General features: G+C 59.1%; 25 protein-coding genes and 1 pseudogene. 10 read left to right on the forward strand and 16 right to left on the reverse strand.

The features are described 5' to 3' along the window. Positions 1–22 precede the first annotated feature (22 nt). Entirely contained in the window at positions 23–649 is a 627-nt protein-coding gene (locus PH552_RS07765) for a LysE family translocator (RefSeq protein WP_183760905.1), read from the reverse strand. 293 nt (positions 650–942) lie between these two features. Between PH552_RS07765 and greA the strand changes: the two genes are divergently transcribed. Then, the gene (greA, locus tag PH552_RS07770; RefSeq protein ID WP_183760902.1) at positions 943–1,425 is read left to right on the forward strand and encodes a transcription elongation factor GreA; all 483 of its coding nucleotides are present in this window, start codon (positions 943–945) and stop codon (positions 1,423–1,425) included. A 55-nt stretch (positions 1,426–1,480) separates the two neighbouring features. Here greA and PH552_RS07775 read toward each other — a convergent pair whose 3' ends face one another. Further along, positions 1,481–2,500 carry a LacI family DNA-binding transcriptional regulator gene (locus PH552_RS07775; protein WP_113250464.1) on the reverse strand — a complete coding sequence of 340 codons (1,020 nt, stop codon included), beginning with the start codon at positions 2,498–2,500 and terminating at the stop codon, positions 1,481–1,483. Between the two features lie 105 nt (positions 2,501–2,605). Between PH552_RS07775 and PH552_RS07780 the strand changes: the two genes are divergently transcribed. Beyond that, positions 2,606–3,799: a phytanoyl-CoA dioxygenase family protein gene (locus PH552_RS07780; RefSeq protein WP_112344760.1), complete on the forward strand. Its 1,194-nt coding sequence runs from the start codon at positions 2,606–2,608 to the stop codon at positions 3,797–3,799. A 7-nt stretch (positions 3,800–3,806) separates the two neighbouring features. After that, the gene (locus PH552_RS07785; RefSeq protein ID WP_112344761.1) at positions 3,807–4,616 is read left to right on the forward strand and encodes an SDR family oxidoreductase; all 810 of its coding nucleotides are present in this window, start codon (positions 3,807–3,809) and stop codon (positions 4,614–4,616) included. 103 nt (positions 4,617–4,719) lie between these two features. Here the strand turns inward: PH552_RS07785 and PH552_RS07790 are convergent, their stop codons facing one another. The 3 genes from PH552_RS07790 to PH552_RS07800 form a co-directional block, all read right to left on the reverse strand. Further along, positions 4,720–5,874, reverse strand: coding sequence for an alpha-D-ribose 1-methylphosphonate 5-triphosphate diphosphatase (locus PH552_RS07790; RefSeq protein ID WP_112344762.1), 1,155 nt, complete (start codon positions 5,872–5,874; stop codon positions 4,720–4,722). Beyond that, positions 5,861–6,196, reverse strand: coding sequence for an ATP-binding cassette domain-containing protein (locus PH552_RS07795; protein ID WP_245430487.1), 336 nt, complete (start codon positions 6,194–6,196; stop codon positions 5,861–5,863). The genes PH552_RS07790 and PH552_RS07795 overlap by 14 nt, the downstream gene beginning before the upstream one ends. A 194-nt stretch (positions 6,197–6,390) precedes the next feature. Next, positions 6,391–7,191, reverse strand: coding sequence for a PfkB family carbohydrate kinase (locus tag PH552_RS07800; protein WP_285165802.1), 801 nt, complete (start codon positions 7,189–7,191; stop codon positions 6,391–6,393). Between the two features lie 342 nt (positions 7,192–7,533). Between PH552_RS07800 and phnF the strand changes: the two genes are divergently transcribed. The 3 genes from phnF (at position 7,534) to PH552_RS07815 (ending at position 10,508) form a co-directional block, all read left to right on the forward strand. Then, a complete protein-coding gene (phnF, locus tag PH552_RS07805; RefSeq protein ID WP_112344763.1) occupies positions 7,534–8,292 on the forward strand; it encodes a phosphonate metabolism transcriptional regulator PhnF in 759 nt (252 codons plus the stop codon). 102 nt (positions 8,293–8,394) lie between these two features. Continuing rightward, the gene (locus PH552_RS07810; protein WP_112344764.1) at positions 8,395–9,207 is read left to right on the forward strand and encodes a class I SAM-dependent methyltransferase; all 813 of its coding nucleotides are present in this window, start codon (positions 8,395–8,397) and stop codon (positions 9,205–9,207) included. A gap of 137 nt (positions 9,208–9,344) precedes the next feature. After that, positions 9,345–10,508, forward strand: a complete 1,164-nt coding sequence (locus PH552_RS07815; protein WP_285165804.1) for an acyltransferase family protein — start codon at positions 9,345–9,347, stop codon at positions 10,506–10,508. A gap of 92 nt (positions 10,509–10,600) precedes the next feature. Here the strand turns inward: PH552_RS07815 and PH552_RS07820 are convergent, their stop codons facing one another. After that, positions 10,601–11,527 carry a cation diffusion facilitator family transporter gene (locus PH552_RS07820; protein WP_112344765.1) on the reverse strand — a complete coding sequence of 309 codons (927 nt, stop codon included), beginning with the start codon at positions 11,525–11,527 and terminating at the stop codon, positions 10,601–10,603. A gap of 143 nt (positions 11,528–11,670) precedes the next feature. Next, a complete protein-coding gene (locus PH552_RS07825) occupies positions 11,671–12,552 on the reverse strand; it encodes a helix-turn-helix domain-containing protein (protein ID WP_245430469.1) in 882 nt (293 codons plus the stop codon). A 104-nt stretch (positions 12,553–12,656) separates the two neighbouring features. Between PH552_RS07825 and PH552_RS07830 the strand changes: the two genes are divergently transcribed. Beyond that, positions 12,657–13,907 (forward strand): cytochrome P450, encoded by a 1,251-nt coding sequence (locus PH552_RS07830; RefSeq protein WP_432422034.1) that lies wholly within the window; start codon positions 12,657–12,659, stop codon positions 13,905–13,907. A 29-nt stretch (positions 13,908–13,936) separates the two neighbouring features. Further along, positions 13,937–14,257 (forward strand): 2Fe-2S iron-sulfur cluster-binding protein, encoded by a 321-nt coding sequence (locus tag PH552_RS07835; RefSeq protein ID WP_112345193.1) that lies wholly within the window; start codon positions 13,937–13,939, stop codon positions 14,255–14,257. Positions 14,258–14,319: 62 nt separating this feature from the next. Here the strand turns inward: PH552_RS07835 and PH552_RS07840 are convergent, their stop codons facing one another. The 4 genes from PH552_RS07840 to PH552_RS07855 form a co-directional block, all read right to left on the reverse strand. Next, positions 14,320–15,366: an isopenicillin N synthase family dioxygenase gene (locus tag PH552_RS07840; protein ID WP_112344766.1), complete on the reverse strand. Its 1,047-nt coding sequence runs from the start codon at positions 15,364–15,366 to the stop codon at positions 14,320–14,322. A 404-nt stretch (positions 15,367–15,770) separates the two neighbouring features. Beyond that, a complete protein-coding gene (locus PH552_RS07845) occupies positions 15,771–16,601 on the reverse strand; it encodes a DUF1236 domain-containing protein (protein ID WP_112344767.1) in 831 nt (276 codons plus the stop codon). A 272-nt stretch (positions 16,602–16,873) separates the two neighbouring features. After that, positions 16,874–17,389 (reverse strand): P-loop NTPase family protein, encoded by a 516-nt coding sequence (locus tag PH552_RS07850; protein WP_113250463.1) that lies wholly within the window; start codon positions 17,387–17,389, stop codon positions 16,874–16,876. A gap of 104 nt (positions 17,390–17,493) precedes the next feature. Further along, entirely contained in the window at positions 17,494–17,997 is a 504-nt protein-coding gene (locus PH552_RS07855) for an NUDIX hydrolase (protein WP_112344769.1), read from the reverse strand. A gap of 131 nt (positions 17,998–18,128) precedes the next feature. Between PH552_RS07855 and PH552_RS07860 the strand changes: the two genes are divergently transcribed. Further along, positions 18,129–18,524, forward strand: a complete 396-nt coding sequence (locus PH552_RS07860; RefSeq protein ID WP_112345194.1) for a VOC family protein — start codon at positions 18,129–18,131, stop codon at positions 18,522–18,524. A gap of 55 nt (positions 18,525–18,579) precedes the next feature. Here PH552_RS07860 and PH552_RS07865 read toward each other — a convergent pair whose 3' ends face one another. Next, positions 18,580–19,500 (reverse strand): ornithine cyclodeaminase family protein, encoded by a 921-nt coding sequence (locus tag PH552_RS07865; RefSeq protein ID WP_112344770.1) that lies wholly within the window; start codon positions 19,498–19,500, stop codon positions 18,580–18,582. Here PH552_RS07865 and PH552_RS07870 point away from each other — a divergent pair. Then, positions 19,400–19,639: a hypothetical protein gene (locus PH552_RS07870; RefSeq protein ID WP_162737010.1), complete on the forward strand. Its 240-nt coding sequence runs from the start codon at positions 19,400–19,402 to the stop codon at positions 19,637–19,639. The genes PH552_RS07865 and PH552_RS07870 overlap by 101 nt on opposite strands. 33 nt (positions 19,640–19,672) lie before the next feature. Here PH552_RS07870 and PH552_RS07875 read toward each other — a convergent pair whose 3' ends face one another. From PH552_RS07875 to PH552_RS07890, 4 genes and pseudogenes are all read right to left on the reverse strand, one after another. Beyond that, on the reverse strand, positions 19,673–20,389 hold the full coding sequence (locus tag PH552_RS07875; RefSeq protein ID WP_112344771.1) for a hypothetical protein: 717 nt from the start codon (positions 20,387–20,389) through the stop codon (positions 19,673–19,675). Positions 20,390–20,414: 25 nt separating this feature from the next. Beyond that, a complete protein-coding gene (locus PH552_RS07880; RefSeq protein ID WP_246698442.1) occupies positions 20,415–21,527 on the reverse strand; it encodes an alpha/beta fold hydrolase in 1,113 nt (370 codons plus the stop codon). 366 nt (positions 21,528–21,893) lie between these two features. Beyond that, on the reverse strand, positions 21,894–22,220 hold the full coding sequence (locus PH552_RS07885) for a DUF2568 domain-containing protein (protein ID WP_162737014.1): 327 nt from the start codon (positions 22,218–22,220) through the stop codon (positions 21,894–21,896). 378 nt (positions 22,221–22,598) lie between these two features. Continuing rightward, positions 22,599–22,884, reverse strand: a pseudogene (locus PH552_RS07890) (helix-turn-helix transcriptional regulator); the annotation flags it as partial. Positions 22,885–22,918 lie beyond the last annotated feature (34 nt).

Raw genomic sequence — 22,918 nt, forward strand, 5'->3', positions numbered from 1 at the left:
CTACAGTTTTCACGAGATCGCATCACTGCTGCTGCAGGGCAAGCCTCACGCCCAGGGCCATATAGATCGTGCCGATGACCTTTCCCTGCCAGCGTCCGATGGTGCGGTTGCGCCGCAGCCAGCCGCCGATCGATCCGGCGCCGATCGCCAGAAGCGACGTGACGGCGATGCTGAGGGCGACGAAGATGGCGCCGAGCAGCGCGAATTGCGCGATGACGGAGCCGCTTTCGGGATGGATGAACTGCGGCAGGAACGCCAGGAAGAAAAGAGCGGTCTTCGGGTTTAGGATCTCGGTGAAGAAACCTTGCCGGAACGCGCGCATGGGGGTGATAGCCTGCGCTGTCGGTACGTCGATGCTGCCGCTCTTTTCGATAAAGGCCTTGAAGCCTAGATAGATCAGGTAGATGACGCCGGCATATTTGACAATCTCGAAGGCCAGCGCGGATGTGGCGAGAAGCGCCGACAACCCGAAGGTTGCCATCATCGTATGGAAGAGATCGCCGACGGCAATGCCGAGGCCGGTTGCCAGCCCGGCACGTTTGCCGCCGCTGACGGCTCTGGTAAGGGTGAGCAGCGTCGCAGGTCCGGGAATGACCATCAGGCCGAGTACCACCAATATATATGTCGTCAAAACACCAAGGCTGATCATCGATCTCTCTCAAGCTGACATTTGCGGGTGGAGGCCGTGAAAACGGTGATCTGCATCCGTCACTGTTGTCTGGTCGAACAGTAGTCGATCCGCGGATTGTTTCAATAGTATCGCCGCACCCGAGATCGGTGGAGACCTATCTATCGGCAATTGCATTTCTCCGAGGCTGCTGTCTGGTCTATGGTATAAGGCTGATTTTCCAATCGTCTTCGTCCAAGCCGAGCCGTGCAAGGGCCGGCGGGAGACTGTCGGAGATATCGTAAGAGTACAAAGCGTCGAAATGGAGCTTAGAATTGAGCACAGCGTTCATGAAGGAAGAAAGCGCCGAAGCGGCAGCGGAAACCGTGCTGCCCGACCGGCCCATTTCACCGCATCCGAACCTTGTTACGGAAGCGGGATTGAAAGCACTGGAACTGCAGCTTCAGGACGCGCGAAAAGCGTATGACACGGCAAATGCCATTGAAGACATCAATGAGCGCCGGCGGCAGACTGCCATCCCATTGCGCGATGCGCGCTATTTCGCGGAAAGGGTTCGCACGGCCGAGGTCGTCACGGCTCCCGGCTCGTCTGACGTTGTCGCCTTCGGAAGTACGGTGACTTACAGCCGGGAAGATGGCCGCGTGCAGAAATATCGTATCGTCGGAGAGGATGAAGCCGATCCCAGGGCTGGATCGATTTCATATGTTTCACCCGTTGCAAGGTTGCTGATGGGAAAGAAGGTTGGCGATATCGTCAGCCTTGGCAAGGAAGAGCTGGAGATCACCGCGATCGAATAGCCTCCATTTCGTTCCGGATATTGCCGCCGCCAAAGCTGAAAAATCGCGACGTGTTTCAGCGCGCGGGCTCGAAGGGCGTGGCGATCGCGACCCGTGACGGCGCCACCTGAAAATCGGCCGGCAACATGCGGTGATAGGCGAGCATGAACTGGCAGGCGCTGCGGGCGTCATGACGCAGATCGTGATGGATGACGAAGCTGATCTCGCCGGCCGCAAGCAGCCCGATATTATCCCGATCGAGATCGTGGGCGGCAAAGACCGTGCATTCACGCCGGGCTTCGGCAAAGGCTTTCAAGATGGCGCGATTGCCGCCGCCGGCCGAGTAGACTGCACGAATATCCGGGTCTCGTTCCAGCGCGTCGCGGACAAGCAGTTCCGTTGCACGATCGACACCGAATCCTTCTGAAATCCGCACGACCGAAAGGTGCGGAAAGCGCGCCGCCAGTACATCGCGAAATCCCTGTTCGCGCTCGTCCTCGCCGGCAAAGAGCCTGCTTGATAGCGTCACCAACACCTTGCCCGCCCGTTCTCCAGCCATGCGGCCGAGAAGATAGGCGGCGGTCGCCCCCGCCACGCGGTTGTCCATTCCGACATAACCGATGCGGGCATTTTCGGGCAGATCGGTCACGAGCGTAACCACTGGGATCTTTGCCGCGATGAGCTGGCCGGCAAGATCGGCAATGGCAGGTGTGGAGGCTGCCTTCAGGACGACACCGTGGCTGCCGCGCCGGCGTATGGCGCGCAGGATCGAAAGAAGCTCGTGCTCGCTCATCGTTTCGGCCACATGAAACCGCGCGGAAAAGGAAGCGGGCCGCATGCCGGGCAATTCCGCTTCGAAGGCTCCACGGACGGCGGATGAGAAGCGTTGCGGCGTATCCATGACGACATCGATGACAAGGCGCCGGCCGGCCAAGCCCGATTGCACATATTGCCGCTCCAGCTCGGCAATTGCCGCTGCGACGCGTGCACGGGTAACGGTGCGCACGCCATCGCGTTCATGCATCACGCGGTCGACTGTCGCGAGGCTGAGACCGGCCTGCAGCGCGATGTCTTTCAATGGGAAAGGCGGCTTCAAGGCGGCTCTTCTGAGGTGTTTTTGAGGTGTCCTATCTTTTTCATAGGCCGGCCCGAGGCTAGAATCAATCCCATAAGTCCAACGTCACTTTGGGAGGAGATCACCATGGACGCTCAGACGCTCGCCAGCCGGCGCCGTCAAAAGGTTTGGCTGTCGGCCGATTGCGGCAATTTCGATACTTTCAAAGGCCTAGTGGAAAAGACTGCCAATCCGGCGGACTGGCCTTTGGCCGCGGGAATCGAGAAAAACATCCTGATCTATGATGGCGACAAGGTTCGCAGCGCTGCCGAGGATGAAGACGAACGCCGCACCCTGATGGCCGAGTGGGTCGAGGCCTTCACCTCAGGCCCAGGCATCGTCGTGATCAAGAACGCCATGCCGGATGCGGGAGTTGTCGATCGCGCGACTGCCGTATTCGAAGCCATCGTTCGCGAGGAAAAAGAGAAGGGCAGGGGCGCCGGCGATCATTTTGCCAAACCCGGCGCCAATGATCGTATCTGGAATGCACTGGAGAAACATTGCCTGGCGGACCCGGAGAATTTTGCCCGCTACTATGCGTCGGCTGCCGTCGCCATGGTGTCGGAAGCCTGGCTCGGCGTCGGCTATCAGATGACGGCGCAGATGAACCGGGTCAATCCGGGCGGCACCGCGCAGAAGCCGCATCGCGACTATCATCTCGGCTTCATGTCGCCGCAGCAGATGCAGGCCTATCCCGGCCATATCCATGCCGTCTCGCCGCTGCTGACGCTGCAAGGCGCGATCGCGCATTGCGACATGCCGCTTGAAAGCGGGCCGACGCTGTTCCTGCCCTATTCGCAGACCTTCTTCGAAGGCTATATCGCCCTCGGCCGACCCGAGTTCCAAGCCTATTTCGCCGAGCATCACGTCCAATTGCCGCTGAAGAAGGGCGATGCCGTCTTCTTCAATCCGGCCGTCATGCATGGGGCCGGTAACAATGTCTCGAAAGACATCTATCGTATGGCCAATCTCCTGCAGATCTCCTCGGCCTTCGGACGAGCGATGGAGAGCGTCAACCGCAGCCGCATGTCGGTGACGGTCTATCCCGCACTTCTTGCCGCGCTCAACGCCGGCACGCTGAGCCGCACAGAAGCTGCGAACGTGATCGCGTCAACGGCCGAGGGCTATGCCTTCCCGACCAATCTCGACAGCGATCCGCCCGTTGGCGGTTTGGCGCCGAAAACGCAAGCGACCATCATGGCCGAGGCGATCGATGCCGGAATGGATTCCCGGCAGTTTGCCGAATTGATCGCTGCCCATGCAGTACGCAGGGAGGCTTGAGGATCCGATGAGCCGACTGGATGGAAAATTCGCCGTCGTGACCGGCGGCACGCAAGGCCTGGGCGCGGAAGTTGCGCGCCTCTTTGCCGAACGGGGCGCCGCCGGCCTGACGATCTGCGGCCGCAGCACCGCCAAGGGCGAGGCCAAGGCGCGTGAGATAAGTGACCGCTATAAAATACCGGTCGCTTTCGTTGCCGCCGATCTGGGTCAAGTCGAGGATTGCCGTAAAGTCATCGCGACGGCGGTCGAAAAATTCGGCCGCACCGATGCCCTCGTCAATGTCGCCGCCATCACGGACCGCGGCACCATTCTCGATACCGATCCAGGCCTGTTCGACCGGATGTTCGCGGTCAATGTGCGCGCACCCTTCTTCCTGATGCAGGACGCGATCAAGAATATGATCGCCAATGGCATCGAAGGCACGATCGTCAACATCTCCTCGATGTCGTCGATGGCCGGCCAGCCTTTCATCAGCGCCTATTGCTCCTCCAAGGGCGCGCTCGATACGCTGACGCGGAATACGGCCTTCGCGCTGCTCAGAAACCGCATCAGGGTCAATGCCCTCAACATCGGCTGGATGTCGAGCGATGGCGAGGATCGCATTCAACGCGAATATCACGGCGCCGCGGAGGATTGGCTGGCAAAAGCCGCCGCCGAGCAACCCTTCGGCCGGCTGGTCGATCCGGCCGAGGTCGCGCGCGCCGTCGCCTTCCTGTCATCGGAGGAATCCGGCCTGATGACCGGCGCCACGATCAATTTCGATCAGTCGATCTGGGGCGCCTATGAAGGCTCGCCGCATCCGCAGAAGGCGATGTAAGCCATGGAGATTGGCGGGAGCGGCGACCCTCTCGCTGGCGGCAAGGGCGGAACTCCCCTTCTCCCCTCGGGGAGAAGGTGGCCCGAAGGGTCGGATGAGGGGCTCAAAAGCTCTTGATGGAACCGTCAGACCAGACCATTTTGCCGCCGCGGATCGTGCCGCGCACCCGCGGTATTCGGCCGCGCTCGGCGATGACCAGATCGGCGCGTAATCCTTCGGCGATGCGACCGCGGTCGTGTAAGCCGAGCGCCTTTGCTGGGTTGGCGCTTGCGAGCGTAGCGGAGGCGGGAAGGCCGCCCTTGCCGATTTCCGCAAGCGCGATCACGGCCGGCAGAATGGCCGATGGGTGATAGTCGCTGGCAAGAATATCGAGCATGCCGGCTTCATGGGCTTCCCGCGCGGATAGATTGCCCGAATAGGAAAGTCCGCGCAGCGCATTCGGCGCGCCCATGGCCGTTGCCAGCCCGAGCTGCCTCGCCTCTCTTGCCGTTGCGATATTGATCGGAAATTCGCTGATCGCAGCGCCGAGGCTGTGCAGAAGCGCCACCTTTTCGACAGTATCGTCGTCATGGGATGCCAGCACGACGCCATGCTCGCGCGCCAATTCCGACAGGCCGTTGATGATGTCCGTGCCGTCGCCATGTTCGGAGCGGGCAGCCATGCGCTGCTTCACGAGCTCGGCCGCTTGGGCCTCGCTGATCTTCCTTGCCTTCGCCGTGTTGGCGATGTGCAGTTCGATATCGCGGTATTGCCCTTGTCCCGGCGTGTGGTCCATGAGCGAGATCAAGTGGAGCGCACCGGCGTCGATCAGCGTCTTTGCCTCCGTCAAGGCGGGCAGGAAGGTGACTTCGAAGCGGCCATGGATGCGATGATCGATCAAAAGCTCTTCCCGCATCGATACGAGGGTCTGGATCATTGCATGGGTGTGCTCGATGGAGCGGACATGGCCGTAAGTTGCGGGTGTGAAGGCGACGGCGGCATAGGCTGTCGTCACACCATTGGCGGCGAGCATTTTATCGAGATCGTAGACGCCGAGTTCGAGCGGCATGCGGACATTGACGCGCGGTTCCACGCATTTCTCGATCATGTCGCCATGCATGTCGACGAAACCGGGCAGGAGAAACCGGCCGCCGCCATCTATCTCCGCCCCTTGGACAGGCCGTTCGCTGATCTCGGCGATCAACCCATTCTCGATCCTGATAGCGCCGCGTTCGATCACGCGGTCCTGCAATATAATTTCGAAATTACTCAGCCACATCGTCTTGCTCGTCCTCGATCTTGATGGCTTCCAGATGCAATTTCCGGTCGATCAATGCCTTTACATCACTCGGATGGTGAAAGACACCGATCATTGCAATGCCGGACACTTTAAGTTGCGCCAATCTTTCGACCAGCGCCTTGCGGGCAGCACGATCGGGCGATGCGGTGGGCTCGCCGAGCAGCAGCAGGCGCTGCGGCAGGATGAGCGCGGGGGCCAGATTGACCTTCTGCTGCTCGCCACCCGAGAAGGTGGAGGGATAAGTCGACCAAAGCCGTTTCTTGACGCCGAAAGCGTCGAGCCAGTGCCGAGCCTGGGTCAGGGCTCAGCGCCTGCGCATGGCTATGGGATGCGCTGACCGGAGTGCCGGCCTTCTCCTCGGTCATCATCTTTTCCTCGGGCATTTGGCATTCGCGGGGCGAGTCTTTAAATATTCGAATGATGACTACATTCATTCGAATGAATTGTCCACGATGTTTTCAGATGTAGGAGCATTTTCTAAGGCGGCGCGAACTTTTAGTCATCGCGCCGGCGCAGCCATTCCGCCGTGATGCGGCTTGCCTCTCGTGCGGCTGCCGCTGGCGCCCGCCCTTCCAACAAGGCAAAGAGAAAAGATCCCGCGAACCGGTCGCCGGCGCCGATCGTGTTCGCCGTGTCGACACGCTCGGTGGGTTCAATCTCAACAGGCTTTAAGCCGTCAAACAGGGTGATCGGACGCGCGCCGTCGGTGAGCACGAGCATTTTCAGACGCAGACCGGCGATCTGGCCGGCGCGCTGCCAGGCAAGCATAAGATCATCCGGAACATCGTCACGCGAGGAGATGACATAATCGGCCGGGCGGGGTGTCGCCGGCCGCAGTGGAAATTGTGAGACTACAAGGGGCTGGGCGTCGATCTGTGCGACAAGGCTTTCGTCGAGGGCGATAGCGTTGATATAGATGCCGGCGCCTGACAGTGTCCCGGTGGCCGCGAGCGGCTGTGATCGCCCTGTCGGCGCGATGATCGTCCGCTCTCCACTCGGTTCGAGAAGAATTTCCAGCGGTGTGGTTTCGCCGGCCACCATCATTATGTGGCCGATATCGAAGCCGTGCGCTGCGAGCGACTTGAGCGCTGCTTGCCCTTGCTCATCCTGCATCAATCGCGAGACGATGGCGACATCGGCTCCCAATTCCAGCAATTGTCGGCCGGTATAGAAGGCGCCGCCGCCGAGACGGGTTATCTGGGATGAAAATTGTATGCGTCCTCCCCGAGCCAGCGGGGCATCCAGCTGCCATATGCGATCGTGATTTACCGATCCGATTACGATTATCCGGGGCATGCGTCTGCCTATCTGTCGTCAATGTCTGGTGCCAGCGCGTCTTCGATGAAACGCTGCGCCAGCAGGAAGATCAAGAGAACGGGTCGTGCCCGCGATGAGTTGCCGACGATTAAGCAGTGCCATTTATCCTCGATATCCGAATGACTAGAAAAACATTCGGATATTTACCTAATCGTGAGGAATGACGCACCTGTGAAAGGAGATATGGTTAAATGCCAAATATACTCGCTGAATCGGCCTCAGTAGTTGTTCGTAGGATTTCGGCTACTGGACGGAGATTGAAAACGATGTTGTAGCCGATATATATCATTCGAATGATATGATTGAATTCGGAAAGCAGGCATGGAGAAAAAGTCGCCGCACGGGCAATGGCAACAGGTCGAGAGCGATATTGCCGAGGATATTCTGACCGGACGCCTGTTACCCAAGGCGCAGCTTCCGACGGAATCAGACCTGATGGAACGTTTCGGCGTCGGCCGCCACAGCATAAGGCGCGCCATTTCCCGTCTCGAAAGCCGGGGGCTCGTGCTGGTCGAGCAGGGGCGCGGAACCTTTGTCAGGGATAGTCGCCTCGATTACCGCCTGTCGGAACGCACGCGCTTTTCCCAGAACCTGCTCGATCAGGGCAGGGAGCCGCTTGGACAGGCCATTCACGAAGAGGTGGTTCCTGCCTCCGAGATGATCGCGGAGGCCTTGCGGCTTCCCCGTGGCGAACCCGTCTACCATATCGTCCGGCGCTGCTTTGCCGACGAGGAGCCGATCAACTATTCGCATGCCTATTATCCGGTGCGTCGCTTTCCGGGCTTCGACGAGGCGCGCCGCAGCGGGCGAAGCGTGACCGTCATTCTGGCCGAATACGGCATTCCCGACTATATCCGCCTGCGCACCGACATCATCGTCCGTCTGCCGACGAGCGAGGAGGCCAAGCAGCTCTGCCAGCCCATGTCTCAGCCGGTGGCCGTGTCGAGAAAGGTGGACGTCGATCTCAAGGGCACGCCGATCTCCTATTCCGAGTCTGTATGGCCGGGTGAGCGCATCCAATTCTCGATCGATAATACCAGCCAGCTTCTGGACGTACTTGCGCGCGGCGATGCGGACTGAGTGGATCAGTTTCGCGCGGCTTGCACCCGTCCGACGCCGAATGACGCCCCCGCTGCGATATGCTAATATAATGACCTGTGAGGTGCGCAGGGGATCATGGCAATGTTGGAGACGGACAAGGTATTTGCCGGCTCGATTCCGGAAAATTACGACCGCCATATGGTGCCGCTGATTTTCGAGCCTTACGCCGCGGATCTTGCACGACGGGCCGCGTCGCTGGCGCCGATCGCCGTCTTGGAAATTGCCGCGGGAACCGGTGCGGTCACCCGCGCATTGACGCCTAAACTATCCGACAGTGCAAGCTATGTCGTCACCGACCTCAATCAGCCGATGCTGGACTATGCCGCCTCGCGACAGGCTCCCGACAGCCGCATCACTTGGCGGCAGGCGGATGCCATGACGCTGCCGTTTGAAAATGCGGCCTTCGATCTCGTCCTTTGCCAATTCGGCGCGATGTTCTTTCCAGATCGTATCGCGGCTTATCGCGAAGCAAAGCGCGTTTTGAAGCCGGGAGGACATTTCCTCTTCAACGTCTGGGATCGCATCGAGGAGAATATCTTCGCCGATGATGTGACGAACGCGCTGGCCCGCATTTTCCCGAACGATCCGCCGCGCTTTCTGGCACGCACCCCGCATGGCTATCACGATGTGGACCGGATTCGCAGCGATCTCGAGAATGCCAGCTTCACCGATGTGGTGATCGAAACGAGAGCCGAACAGAGCCGTGCATCCTCACCGCGCCTTCCGGCCGTAGCCTATTGTCAGGGAACGCTTCTTCGCAACGAAATCGAGGCCAGAGAAGCGGGAAGCCTGGAGGCTGCAACCGCCTGCGCGGCATCTGCGATCGCCGACAGACATGGCAATGGCGAAGTTGCTGCGAAAATTCAGGCACATATCATCCTGGCCACCGCCTAATCCGTCTCGTGCTGCAAGCTTAACTGAAGAATAACTATGATTTAAAGCAAGTCTGCCGAATTTAGCGCGCGGCGACGAGTTGTTATATCCTCCGGGTCATAAATAGAGATCGAAGACGATATTTACTGAGATTTCTTGTGGGATTTTATAGGGAAATACTTGAGGGGCCGGCCGTCGGCAGTAATGCCGGCAAGTCATCGCGCCTGCTGTCGAATCTTCAGGTGTTGCGTGCGCTCGCCGCCTTGTCCGTCGTCGTTGCTCACGCCTTGCACGAGACCGAGATACTGGCCGGGGCGACAGGGCGGGCAGCGGTTGACGGCTCTGCATGGAATCTCGGTTTCGGGGTGGATATATTCTTCGTCCTCTCCGGCTTCATCATGACCCATACCGCTGCTTCGGAATTCGGCAAGAGCGGCGCTCCATTGCGTTTCTTCCTGCGGCGCTGCGCCCGCGTGATCCCGCTCTATTGGCTGCTGACGAGCCTTATGCTTATCGGCGCGCTCGTAGCACCCTCGCTGCTGGCTGTTCCTATCGGTTCCGTGTCTCATGTCCTGGCATCCTATGTCTTCATTCCGTCCGGGCGTGGTGCGGATGAGATCAGGCCGGTGCTCGCGCTCGCCTGGACGCTGAACTACGAGATGCTGTTCTATGTGTTCTTTGCGGCCGCACTCCTGCTGCCGATAAGGCTGGGTATCGTCTGGCTGTCGGTGCTGATGTCAGGCATGGCGCTTATCGGAAGGCTCGTCGATCTCAGCCATGTCCAGATAGCCTTCTGGACGAGCCCGATCATTCTGGAGTTCCTCTTCGGTGTCTATGTCGCCCTGATCTTTCGCAGCGGCATCAGGATCGGCGGTGCAGCGGCGGTCGGGCTCATGGCCATCGGTCTTCTCGGCTTTGTACGCATCTCCACCCCTTGGGATGATGCGGCTTTGCCGCAATTCCTGCGAAGCGGCCTACCCGCGGCACTATTCGTTCTTGCAGCCGCAATCGGCCCCGTCCTGCCTCAGAGGAGTCTCGTTCTTTGGGGTGTCGCCCTAGGCGATGCCTCCTATAGCCTCTATCTTGCGCACCCCTTTATTCTGCGGCCAATGCGAGCCATCTGGGCAAAAGCGCTTGGCGGGGCTCTTCCTCTTGGTTTGTTCGTTGTCGCTGCGACGAGCGTCGCCGCCATGTCTGCACTGGCACTCTTCAGAGGCGTCGAAAAGCCGCTCACGAGCTACGTCCAGAGCTTGGTGCTGCGCGCAGCACCGCGAAAGCGCATATCGGCAACCCTTTCGGCAGCCGACACTGAAAGCCTCTAAACAAGCTAAAGCGATTCATAAATCGGGTTCGAAATGCGACAACGGTTCGCCCGTCCCGCCGATCTATATTCTTGCGGCAGCTATCCTGCCGTTCAATCGGCCCATTCGGGATCGGTCGTAAAAGCGATCGTCAGCCAGCGGTCCGGGCCTTCGTCGCCGATCGCCTCGCCGATCTCGTCGCGGATATGGTCCCACTCCTCCAGCTTCTTCGCCGGTCCGTCCGGTGGCACGATGAAGTAGAGCTCGATCTGCTTGCCGCGGCCGACGCGGGCGACATAGGAGCGATAGGATTTAAAATTATAGCGTTGGACGATGTCGGTGGCGACGCGATCGACATGTTCCCGCAGATCGGAAGGCGTCACGAGCAGGATATCGGCAAAGGCCTGCTTGATCGTTCCGATCGGCATGGGGATGACGATGAGGCAGACGAGAGAGAGCGCAATGGGATCGACATAGGGTGACATCCATTCCAGGCTCGTCCCCTGAATGAAAAAGCCGAAGATGAAGGCGAGCAGCAGCGCCCCGCTGAGGCAGCCTGTCATTACCCAGGCCTTGGCATCGAGCGCAATGAAACTGGACCTCAGCGTTTCGTTCGCACGCCTGCCATAGGCGGCCATCAGGAAGGCGATGATCATGGTCAGCACCGCATAGATGATGGCATGATCGAAGGAGAGGTGCCGGCCGCCGGCCATGATGCTGCCGATCGCGTTGATCAGGGCATAGACCGCAGCCCCGGTCAGCAGGACGCCATTGAGTCCGAGCACCATGGGTTCGAGATGCCAGAAGCCCATGGTGAAATGCTTGGCGAACCTGCCGCCCGCCGCCGTGTTCGTTGCGGAGGACACGATCAGGTTGGAGACGATCAGTGCAACGATCGTCATGCTCGCATCCGTGAGTGCGTAGACGCCGTCGAAGACGATCGCATAGGAGCCGGAGAGAAGACCGAAGACAATGCCGGCGACCGCCAGAACGAACGTCACGATAATGGAGATGCGCAGGACGCTTTGTTCGGTTGTCACTTTCAATCTCCGGAGAGAGGCTGGTCAGCGGTTCAGATAAACTTGCATACACGCCAGACTTCTATCGTGTCATGTGGCCCGAGCCAATCCGAGCCATGATAGCGAGGGACTCTCCCTATATGGTGACAGAATGCGTTGTTCGATCAGGGCTCGCGCGGCCGAGCGCTCTGACCCTGCCGCCTGAATTCGCTCGGCGTGACGCCAACCAGTTTTTTGAAATCCCGGGCGAAGTGGAAGGGATCTGGATAGCCGCATTGGGCGGCGATCCTGCCGATCTGCTCGTCGGTTACGACAAGCAAACGCTTCGCGGCGTTCACGCGCTCGTGGCGGAGCCAATCGACAGGTGTTGTCCCCATTCTCTGACGGAAGCGGCGAAAAAGCTGCGCTTGGCTTAGATGGGCGGCGATGGCGAGTTCATCCACCGACCAGGGGCGGCTGAGGTCGGCGCGGACCAATTCCATGACCCGCTGCAATCGCTGGACGGCGCCGCTCAGCTCGCCATGTTCCGCGCGCGCGGAAACCAGAAGCGAGATCAATTGTGCGAGCAGGGCAAAACAGTGACTGTCGGAGAGGAAACTGCCAGTTTCCACGTTTCGGAGGATGCCTTCGAACAGCGCCTGCGGATCGCGTGGGTTAGAAATGGCGAAGACCGGATTGGCGATCACGCCGAGGCTGTCGAACAGTGTGTCGAGCCCGTGCCCTGCGAACCCCAGCCAGAGATAAGACCAGTGCGAATGATGCGGCTCGCAACGATGTGAATACAGCATCGAGGAATCCAGCCATGCGATCGTTCCTTCACAGAGAGCGCTTGAGAGACCGTTGACCTGCAGCAGGCCTTTTCCGCTGAGGGTCAGGATGAGAGTGTGCTGGTTGAAACGATGGGCGATCGGCATTTCCTCGGGCGTGCAGATGCGGCGCCCCGCGGCGAGAAGCGCATAGGGAAGGGCGCGGGACAGCCTGCCCGGCGTCTGAAAGAAGACGTCATCCAGAGGGTAAATATCATCTGGGATTGCTTCATCTGTCATGTCGTCAGGTCTTATCCGGAGATGAGAGTTTTATCCATATAGCTGCGGCTGGCATCCATGTCTTTTCGCCGTTCGACGCTGTAATCTGTGGCCGATGAACCAGAATGGACGAGGTCCTGATCATGTCGATGGCAAGCCCGGTGTTTGATCCGCTCTCGCAAGCGTTTACAGACGACCCTTACGCCGCCTATCGCGAGCTGCGCGCCAGCCCGGGCCCGGTCTATTACGAGCATTTCGACATATGGCTGTTGTCGCGCTATCAGGACGTCGCCGCTGCCGCCGGCGACAAGACGCTCGTGCGCTCGCTCGAGTTCTTTCTCTCCCCGGAGGAAATACAGGAACAGAAGGTTAGGCAGAACTGGCACGACATGCCGAACCATTCGCGCTTCGTACAATTCAGCCTTTTGGATTCCGATGGCGAGACACATGACCGATTGCGCCGCAAGGTATTTCGTGAATTCACGCCGGCCCTCGTCGCCCGCCAGCGCGGGATGATACAGGATTTCGTCGACCGGCTGCTCGATCGCCTTCTGCAAACCGGCACGATCGACTTTGTCGAGGATCTCGCCTCGCAGGTCCCGGGGCATATCATCGGTTCGGTTCTCGGCGTGCCGGAGGAATATGCCGGGCAGCTGCGCAAGTGGTCGGAAGAGGTGGTGCAATATTTCGACGTCGATCGCAGCGCGGAGCGCAAGGCGATCGCCGAACGAGCGACGACGGAGTTCTACGAACTGCTCAAGGAGCTCATCGCCGACCGCACGCGCAACCCGCGCGACGATCTTCTCTGTCGGCTGACAGAGGCGCATGTCGCCGGTGAACTGACCGAAGACGAGCTCGTCTCCACCTGCATGCTGATCCTGATGGCCGGCCACGGCTCGACGATCGACGTGCTTGGCAGCGGCATGCATGCGCTGCTGCAATATCCGGACGCTTTGACCAAGCTTCGGGAAACGCCTGATATCATATCGACCGCCATCCAGGAGATGTTCCGTTTCGAGTCGCCGCTACCGTTCTTTCATCGCTACCTGACGGAAGAAAAGACGATTGCCGGCGAGCGGCTGCCGAAGGGCACGAAGGTCGGCCTGCTCTATGGCGCGGCCAATCGCGACCCCGAGCAGTTCGAGGCGCCCGATCGGTTCAATGTCGAGCGTACTCCCAATCGCCATCTGGCATTCGGCGGCGGCGCGCATTTCTGTCTTGGCAATCACCTTGCACGGCTGGATATGGAGATCATCTTCTCGACGCTCCTGCAGCGGACACGTTCCATCGAACTGCTGGATGAACATCCCGCCTATAAGCGCGGGCTGTCGGTGCGCGGCCCGAAACGCCTGGACATCAGGCTTGTTGCCGCATGATCGGTTTTGCCGAAAGCATGGAGAATACAATGTGTGAAATCGTGTTCATCGATTCCGCCGGTCGCGAGACCCATGTGGTAGCCCAGGATGGCGAGACGGTGATGGCCGCTGCCGTCAGGAGCGGTATCGATGGCATCGTGGCGCAATGCGGCGGCGCACTGGCCTGCGGCACCTGTCATTGCTATGTCGAGCAGCCTTATCTCGATCTCCTGCCCCCGCCTTCCGAAGAAGAGGCGGCGATGATCGAGTTCGTCATGGAGCCGGCGCCGAACAGCCGCCTGAGCTGTCAGATCGTGGCACGCAGCGTCGTCGACGGCATGCGCGTCATTGTGCCGGATAACCAGCACTAGGGACTAGCCTTCAGACGAGATGTCCGACGCAGCGACCTCGCCCGAACTTTCACGATTCCGGCCTAGACCGACTGTTCCGATGCCAGGAGATCGGCATAGTGAGCACGGGCGACATCCGGGTGTGACCGCAACCGGCTCTTCAGCTGGTTTTGGCCGACCTCGCGGAAGATCGGGTTGAGCGGATCGACCGAGATGCCGCGTTCGGCGCGCTTCAATTCGTCAGGCAATTCGATGACGGGGATCGCGGCATCCGGCCGGGAGCCCAGGAAGAAAGCGACGGAGAAGCGTTCGACGCCCGCAGGCGGCGCGATGACATCATGCACGTCGGCGCGTACGAAACCATTGGTCGCCAATTCTAGCAACTCGCCGGTATTGATGACGAAGGTGCCGGGCACCGGCGGCGCATCGATCCATTGTCCGTCTTCCGTGCGCACACGCAGGCCGGGTGTCGTATCCTGCAGCAGCACGGTGACGAAGCCGCCGTCCTTATGGGCGCCGACGCCCTGATCCGTTTCGGCGACATCGCGGCCGGGATAGCGGATGATCTTCAGAAGCTGCGAGGGCTGCGGCTCATAGATGTCGGCAAAGACGTTTTCCGGCTGATCGAGAGCTGCAGCGATCGCCTTCAGCACATCGATGCCGATGCGCGTCACTTCTGCCTGATAGGCAAGCAGGAGTGGTTTGAGCTCCGGCAGTGCCTCGGGCCATTGGTTTGGTCCCTGCAGTCGCCGCCAGGCCGGGGTATTCGGGCCGATCTCGAAGGGTGTGCTTTCGGTGTTGATGTCGAGCTGTTCGCGCCAGTCCTGTTCGCCGCGGGTGCGCTCCTGTCCGGCCCGATTGTAGCCTCGGAAATGCGGCGATTTCACCATCTCGATCTTGAGCTTCTCTTCGAGCGGCAGCGCGAAGAAGCGCTTCGCGGTGGCAACGACGTTTTCGATCAGTTCCGGATCGACGCCATGGCCCGTCAGATAGAAGAAGCCGTGATCATGGAGCACCGTGCGAAGCTCCGCGACGAATGCCTGGCGTTCCGATGGCGATGCGTAGAAGCGCTGGAGATCGAGCGTCGGCAATGATGTTTCGACGGCTGATTGCGCGGTGTTAGGGGTCAACGATTGCTCCTCTTTCAAGGTGAACTTGTTGCTGTCGTTTCAGATGGCAACGTGTCATCCAGGCCGAAGCTAGAATTCATCGGGAGCGAAGGCAAAGAAGATAATCCTAGAGATCGCAGATCCGTTGGAATGGTTTTTGCAGCCACTGCGGCGCCCGGCTGAGGACTTATGTCGGGAGAATCCCTTTTAAAAGGCTGGCGGCGGCCCAGTTACGAATACTATCGAGCTAGAAGAAAGGATTGCTGTTGCGACAGTAGGAGGAGGCAATCCCGGATTTTGTCGGCAAGCCAACGTTTGCCGCCCCGCAGACAATGAGCTCAACTGCGGGCCAATCAGTCTAGCCCTAAGGTCATAGCCTCAAGATGCCAGTATCGCGACTTCGCGATACCGGCATCGAGTGGCGGCTAAGCATCGATGATGTAGACGATCTCGAAGGTGGAGGGATCTACGATCACAATTCGGCCGTCAGCCAGAACGAAGAAGCGGTAAGTCTTGTACTGAGGTACGATTTCGACGATTCGCGGCGGTAGCGGCTGCAGCTTGATCTTCCGGGGGATTCTCGTGCCGACCGATACCGTGAAATCGGTCTCGCGGACGGGCGTAACGTGAACTTCCTTGATGACCTGGCGGATCTGCGTCTGTTGTTCGACAGATACCTGCACTTGCGTGTTCGTCTGAGATTTGCCTGTCGTCGTAGTTTCGCTTCCGGTTGTACCCTGCTGGCTGTTGCTAGCCGGATTATCGGGAGATTTCATATTATTTCCCGAATTCCCTGCAGTTCCGCTTTTTGTATTGGCGCCATTCTGGCTCTCGCCGGACTGATTTGCATCGTTGGATTGGGGAGCGGTAGTGTTGTTCGTCGATCCGCTCTTAGTATCCTTTCCGCTTTTGGTGCCATTGTCTTGCTGCTTAGGAGTTCCAGATTGATCGGTTGATCCATTGTTCGTCGAGGTACCTTTTTGGGTGCCGTTCGACATCGAACCCTGATTATCCGGCGCGGACTGACCGGAGGGTTGATCGGCGGAACTGCCGGTTCCCGACTTTGAACCTGTTGTGGAGCCACCGGTAGTGGTTCCCGAGTTTGGCTGGGATTCCGTGGCGGGCTGTTTGCTGTCGTGCGTTTTCCCACTTTTGGGGACGATCGGGTTATCCTGTGCGTTTGCGGGCATGGTGCCTGCAAACGAAACGCTCATGGATAGAGCCGCTATCAGAGCGGCAAGTGCCTTGGTCTTCATGATTTCCTCATTTCCTGCTGGTGATCGATGGCGACGCCTTTCCGCCGCTATGGAACGAACACAGCTGCAGCTGCCGTGTTCCAGAGCTGCGGCTTCAGTCGGAATAGGGCGCGACTAAAGTCCAAACAGGAGTTCCTTGGCGCAATAGCGATTATTGATGGAGTGGGCGCGCTTGTTTGCTTTCCGCTAAGACGTTATGGCGGCGGCGCAAAGGGAAACGATCGAGGCTGCTTCTGCGAGAACTGCTTACACGGACGCCTCGATAGCTGAGCTTAGGTCAAATCTTCCGCCAGCGTATTCAACTCATCGACGTTATGGATCAGCGTGAGCCTTTTGCCGGCATCAAAGGCCTCAGTGCACAGGCGGCGGATGTCAGGCATCCAGTCCTGCTCGATTTCCCATATGGTTCGGAACAGATCCCGTGTTGGCGGCATCGCCGAAAGCCCGCCAGGTGCATGCTCGAGCTTGCCTGATTGCCAGGCGATCTGCCTCTCCGCAGCGAGCCAGAAATGCATCCAGAGTGGCATGTCGACGAGAATGATCTCGGTTGCGCGATCTATTCGCGCTTGGATTGAGTTCCGGTGCCCCAGTCCATCGATAACCCAGCTCTCGCCGGCTATGATCCGCTCATGCTTTGCTGTATAAATTTCAAGTGGCGCCGGGACCCAGCCTTCTCGCCAAAGGAACGTGTCGATCTCGAAATGGGGAATTGCGTGTTTCTCGCCCAATCTACGGGCGAGGGTGGATTTTCCACCGCCAGCATTTCCGAGAATGGCGACGCGCAGCATTCGAATAGACCTGAAGATTTGAACCTATCGGAAGCCTGACAGAGATGTCTGCATGTTTATGCTGCCATTCCGCCGCCGTTGCAATCTTTGCCTATTGCTACCGGTCAAACAGCGTCCCGGCGCACGAAATGTCGGATGCCGGTCGGAGTAGTTTCGATCAGATCGCGCAAGGTCGGTGGCACCAGCTCGAATTGATCGAGACCGGCTCGTGTGGATGGTGCCCAGCGAAATTCAAGCTCGGCACTGCCGTCTTTCACCCGGTGCACGACGTCCGTTTCATGAAACGGAAGCGGTTGCGAGAGCTCTGCCTCGTAGTAAAAGCCGACTTCGTGAACGCGCCGGCCTGACAATTCGAAGAAGTTCTCGATGATGAAGCGCAAGGGGCCGACGGTGGCCGTACAGCCGATTTCCTCTTCGATTTCGCGGGCAAGCGTCTCGGCGCCCGCCTCGTGAAATTCCACCCGGCCGCCGGGTAAGGACCAGAACTTATCTGCGAGTGCGCGGTGAATGAGGATATGATCGTTCGAGCGGATCAAGGCGCCTGCGCGCAGTTGGAAGCGGGATTCCCCCGAATCCATGACGATCATGGTTCGCTGGGTTTCTGTCATGGATCGGCCTCCGGTTCCGGGTGGGATGGGATCAGTGGTCAGAATTATCGACATTTGCTCCGAAGTGTATTGAAATCGTTTGAAGATTGTTTCCTTCTCTATCGATCCTGTTCATCAAATCGGCCTGGACGATGCGTTTCGTAAATCCAATTCCTTTCGTCGGCGATATTGCTCGCTCGAAGACGTTCTACAGCGATCTGCTGGGCCTCAAGATCCTGAACGATTTCGGGAGTTTCGTGCTCTTTGAAAGCGGCTTTGCCATTCATGACGGAAAAGCGCTGGAGCAAACGGTCTGGAAGAAAGTCACGGAAACATCGGAGCCATATGGGCGCCGAAACATGCTTCTCTATTTCGAACACGACGATGTGGATGCGGCCTTTACCAAAATAGCCCTGCATGTCGATCTCATCCATCCGGTCGAGCAGCAGGAATGGGGACAGCGGGTATTCCGCTTTTATGATCCCGATGGTCATGCGGTGGAGATCGGTGAGCCGCAATCGGTCGAACAGGTCCCCGCGGCAGGCTGATAAGATCCTCGCGTTCGGGTAGGCCTTGGGACATGCCGTGCAGCGGCATGCATTCTCACAGCACGTCGAATATGGCTGACGCGACCGCTACCTCCGTTCCCGCCAGGCCAACCGAGCAAAAAAGTGTCGTATCGGAGGGCAGTGTTCGGCCTGGCACCTTGTTCGCAACGATGTCGGCAAGGTCCCGCATGCGGGTTTCGTGCGCCGATCCCGCAAGGAAAAAGGGCGAGGCGTAGGTTCGTGTCTGTTCGATGGAGTCCGTGACGATCACATGCGCGGCATCGGCTACGTCCAGTCCGAGCTCGTGTCCCCGCAATGTTTTCGGACCGACCGTATTGACGTGCGCTCCGGCCTTCAAATCCGCCGCGTGAAGCACAGGCACATTGCTGTCCGTTGCACAAAGTACGATATCGGCATCCGCCACGGTTTCGGCAATGCTGCCGGCGGGTTCTATCGCTATGTCCAATTCGCGTTGCATTTCCTCGGCGAAAGCCCTGCAGTTTTTCTCATCGCGGCTGAAGACGCGGACACTTTTTATGTTTCGAACGGCCGCAGCGGCAATCAATTGCATCCGGGCCTGAGCACTGCTGCCGATAACCCCAACGGTTTTGGCGTTTGGATCGCTGAGATGGCGTATGGCCACGCCCCCGATCGCTCCCGTTCTGATCTGGCCAAGCCGTTCGCCCAGGATGATCCCTTTAAGTTTTGCGTCATGCACGGACCAGACGGCAACGATCTGCGAATGTTCCGGTCCATTGAAGGTTTCATACACGCGGAAGCCGGCGAGCGGCTTTTCCCCGAGTATACCCCCGACCGTAAACACCAGGTCGCCACTGCCGGGAAATGAGACGTGATGCCGAGGAGGGCAAACGATATTGGCGGATGCTTTGGCGAGGAAGGCCGTTTCCAATGCGTCGAGAGCGATCGGCATGAGCGCGAAACTGTCCAAATCCTCATCTCTCAGTATTTTCAACATCACGAACCTCCGGCGTGACGACATGCTGCAACCTCAACGCAAGTTGAGGTCAAGCTCTATTTTCAGCTCGGCGCTGGTCCGGGCACATGTTGGCTGGGCAGGTATCGGCCTGGATGAATCGGTCGGTATTTCGCTTTAAAATCGCCTCTCCCATCGTAAGTGAAGGATACCGTCAATACACCATGTCGAATGATTGGCCCGCAGCAATATCTGCCAGTAGCCGCGTTACGGCGGGTGGACCGCCATGGGTCGCGATCCACCGGCTCACCCGACAGGCAGCTTTCGCATACAGATTGACCGACGCTGCGCTTTCAATCCACGCTCTCCTCGACGTCGGGAGCGTATCATCTGGTTCCACCAAGCAACGATCAGGCGACGATGCCGGCCTCAGGTAGCGGCCGTCATTCGAAACGAGTACCGCAATGCCCTCGTCGAACCATTGCGGCACATCACGTCGGAAGGTCTTGATCAGTCCGATCCGGGTATGAAGTTCGATATGTGACATCTCGTGTGATGCAATGGTGACGGTCGTTCCTTGGAGCGAGAGGAACAATGCGAAATCGAGAAGCGCCATACCCCGCGACCCTCCGCCGCCGATCTTGCGGTAGCAATTGTCGTCGCCGCAGACGAAGATTCTGGGATCACTATCGATTGTCCCGTAGAACTGGCGGAGCTGGTCGCGAGCCATGGCAATCGTCTTGAGCACGGCTGCCTGCTGCTGAGAAGCCATCCCATCCTCGACATAGACCTGACCCCGAGCCCTCTTGAAGCCCATGCAGTTCGGGCACACCACAGCAGCTATCGCCGGATATGCGGCCAAGAGGCCGGCGGCTGTCGTCGCAATCAGAAGGACTGCGAGTGTGGCTGCTTTGATCGATATAGATACCATGCTCCTTCCGGTCCCGTTCCGTCGTCTAAAGACTTCGAAGGAAGTCAATCATGGCTGTATTCACCTCCGGCGCGCGTTCCTGCTGGGTCCAGTGGCCGCAGCCCGGTAGCATGACCGCCGGCCGGAGCTTGGGAACCATTGCCGATTGCTTGGCAATGATCGGCTGAAACACCTCGACAATGATGTCGCGGTCGCCCGCGATATAGAGCGCTGGAACGGTTATCGTTGCTCGGCCAAAGGCGGCCATGAGTTCCCAGCTGCGATCGATGTTGCGCCACCAGTTCAAAGCGCCGCGGAATCCGCTTCGCGAGAATGCCTCGACATAGAGATCGATGTCGGACTCCGCGAGCCAGGAAGGCAGCGAAACCGGATTGGTGAAGAGATCCCCACTCCGCGGCACCATCCCGGCGGTAAACCCTCCAGCGCCCGCCGGCGGCGGGCTATCGCCCGAGAGGGAGTAGAACATGGATCGGAACGTGTGGCGCAGATCGCGCCCGAGCGCCGCCTCCGCCTCGGGGGTCTGGAAGTAGAGCTGGTAAAACACCGCATCCTTGGTCTGCGGCATGAGCGTCGTCGGCGGTCCTGCGTCGCCAAAGCCCCGTGAGCGGAACGGCGGGCTGAGCGCGATGACTGCGCGGAAGCGATCGGGGCGCAAAAGCGCCGTTTGCCATGCTATCGCAGCGCCGATGTCGTGGCCGGCGATCACGGCTTGTTTGGCATCTAAGGCATCGACAAGCCCCAGCATGTCACCGATGTCATGGAGAATCGTATATTTCTCCATCGCTTCCGGACGATCGCTCCACCCATAGCCGCGCAAGTCGGGCGCCACTGCATGGAACCCCGCCTCCGCCAGCGCGCCGAGCTGATGGCGCCAGGAATACCAGCATTCGGGAAAGCCGTGGCAGAGAATGACGAGTGGACCCTCACCCTGTTCGGCCACATGCAACCGGATACCGTTCGCTTTGACCATGCGATGCCTGATCTCGGGCATTGCCGAATCTACCCAGGATGTCGGTTCAGAGTCAGCTCCGCCGAGTTCAGCGGCGGCGGTTTTTAACGGCTCTCCGAAAGCGGCGCCTATGGTAAGCGCGCGCCCTGCCAAGAGGACTTCACGTCGGGAAAATATCGCATCTCGCATTGTGTCGCTCTCTTCCGATCGTCGCATCCGGAACCTCGGTGGCTTTGAAGGCACCGAAATGCGGACCTAATTCCAGATTGCACACCGAGTGTATGGCCGCTTGCTGCGGTCGACTATTGGCGATAACGTCGATGGGCTATGAAGCAGAACTTCACAGTGAAGCAGCGGCCTGTCGCCGAGCATGGAGTCACTGGGTGACGCGCGGAATTGCTTTTGGCGCGGCTATGAGACAATCACGGGCCGACGAAAGTTCTGTATCGTGATACGACGAACATTGGTTCAAGATCTCGGCACTCTACCGACATCGTTCAGCTTTCTCATAGGCGGCCGATGCGGGAGGTGAGCGAGAAACCCACGACTTCGGGCTTATGGAAGCAGCGCCAGAGCGAACCGATCGGCGGCGGCCACGACGATCAGCGCGATCGCCAGCACCGGCAAACTGACATAATGCAGGATCAAGGCCGCGCCGACAAAGAACCCGGCCTCAAGCACCAGCCGTCCGGCGGGTCCGATTTCGTATTTCCGCTTCGGGGAGAGGAATGTGCCCCAGCCGATAGCGCCCGCCGCGCAGAACACTATACCCAACAGTGCTTTTACCACCAATGGCACTGCCAGATGCGCTGCTAATGCGGCAAGTGACGCAAGGATGCAAAGTTCCAGGGCAAACCTTATGCCAAGCGCGATCGCTCTCATTCTTCCCCCCATGCCGGTCAAACGATTGTTTGTGGTCTGCCGGATGGCAGAGGGTATCGTCGCATGCTCGATCCCGCAGGTCACTTTATAGCGGCACCTAAGTCCGGGGCAACCGACTTCCCATTCGTTCTCTGCCCCAAGCTTCGGCAAACTCGATCAATGGGCGCAGGCTCACCCTTCCTTCGTGGCGCGATATTCGACACACGGCGGAGTCTCGGCATGGACGGTGTGGCTTACCAGTCCTCCTTCAGGCCCCTGTAATGGGCACTATCGCGCCGTCTTTGGGGCGGCTGCCTGGTTCCGCTCGCCGGCGGCCGAAAGGATCTCGCACCTTTCGGCATGTGTCGGCGCGGGTACAGCCGCCGCAAGGGCCCTGGGACAGATGCCGATCTCGTGTCCTTCAATCCGAAAGAAGGCGATGCCTCCCGTCTCCAGTGCCAATCGCAGCTGTGCTTCCGTCGCCCGATGCAGGCTGTGACGATTGCCTTCATAATCGCGGATTGTGCTGCGCGACACGCCAGAGCGGTCCGCAAGGTCCATCTGCGTCCAATCGAGAAAGCCTCGGGCCGCCCGGCAGAGCGCTGGTGTCAAAATCATCGCCATCTTAACCTTGACGCAGGGTTCAGAGCTGCCCATATTGGGCAATATCTATCATATAGGACATAATCCACCGGATTTCCAGGGGTTTTGCTGCCGTA

Origin of the sequence: Rhizobium aureum (assembly GCF_030182495.1) — a bacterium.
Taxonomy (GTDB): Bacteria; Pseudomonadota; Alphaproteobacteria; order Rhizobiales; family Rhizobiaceae; genus Rhizobium; species Rhizobium tropici_C.

What these genes read in the sequence shown, in the direction of transcription:
- PH552_RS07875 (WP_112344771.1), bottom strand. Translation starts at nt 20,389, where the DNA reads ATGGTATCTATATCGATCAAAGCAGCCACACTCGCAGTCCTTCTGATT.
- PH552_RS07790 (WP_112344762.1), bottom strand. Translation starts at nt 5,874, where the DNA reads ATGTGGCTGAGTAATTTCGAAATTATATTGCAGGACCGCGTGATCGAA.
- PH552_RS07880 (WP_246698442.1), bottom strand. Translation starts at nt 21,527, where the DNA reads ATGCGAGATGCGATATTTTCCCGACGTGAAGTCCTCTTGGCAGGGCGC.
- PH552_RS07785 (WP_112344761.1), top strand. Translation starts at nt 3,807, where the DNA reads ATGAGCCGACTGGATGGAAAATTCGCCGTCGTGACCGGCGGCACGCAA.
- PH552_RS07830 (WP_432422034.1), top strand. Translation starts at nt 12,657, where the DNA reads ATGGACGAGGTCCTGATCATGTCGATGGCAAGCCCGGTGTTTGATCCG.
- PH552_RS07845 (WP_112344767.1), bottom strand. Translation starts at nt 16,601, where the DNA reads ATGAAGACCAAGGCACTTGCCGCTCTGATAGCGGCTCTATCCATGAGC.
- PH552_RS07850 (WP_113250463.1), bottom strand. Translation starts at nt 17,389, where the DNA reads ATGCTGCGCGTCGCCATTCTCGGAAATGCTGGCGGTGGAAAATCCACC.
- PH552_RS07765 (WP_183760905.1), bottom strand. Translation starts at nt 649, where the DNA reads ATGATCAGCCTTGGTGTTTTGACGACATATATATTGGTGGTACTCGGC.
- phnF (WP_112344763.1), top strand. Translation starts at nt 7,534, where the DNA reads ATGGAGAAAAAGTCGCCGCACGGGCAATGGCAACAGGTCGAGAGCGAT.
- PH552_RS07780 (WP_112344760.1), top strand. Translation starts at nt 2,606, where the DNA reads ATGGACGCTCAGACGCTCGCCAGCCGGCGCCGTCAAAAGGTTTGGCTG.
- PH552_RS07800 (WP_285165802.1), bottom strand. Translation starts at nt 7,191, where the DNA reads ATGCCCCGGATAATCGTAATCGGATCGGTAAATCACGATCGCATATGG.
- PH552_RS07860 (WP_112345194.1), top strand. Translation starts at nt 18,129, where the DNA reads ATGCGTTTCGTAAATCCAATTCCTTTCGTCGGCGATATTGCTCGCTCG.
- PH552_RS07825 (WP_245430469.1), bottom strand. Translation starts at nt 12,552, where the DNA reads ATGACAGATGAAGCAATCCCAGATGATATTTACCCTCTGGATGACGTC.
- PH552_RS07865 (WP_112344770.1), bottom strand. Translation starts at nt 19,500, where the DNA reads ATGTTGAAAATACTGAGAGATGAGGATTTGGACAGTTTCGCGCTCATG.
- PH552_RS07810 (WP_112344764.1), top strand. Translation starts at nt 8,395, where the DNA reads ATGTTGGAGACGGACAAGGTATTTGCCGGCTCGATTCCGGAAAATTAC.
- PH552_RS07855 (WP_112344769.1), bottom strand. Translation starts at nt 17,997, where the DNA reads ATGACAGAAACCCAGCGAACCATGATCGTCATGGATTCGGGGGAATCC.
- PH552_RS07835 (WP_112345193.1), top strand. Translation starts at nt 13,937, where the DNA reads ATGTGTGAAATCGTGTTCATCGATTCCGCCGGTCGCGAGACCCATGTG.
- PH552_RS07885 (WP_162737014.1), bottom strand. Translation starts at nt 22,220, where the DNA reads ATGAGAGCGATCGCGCTTGGCATAAGGTTTGCCCTGGAACTTTGCATC.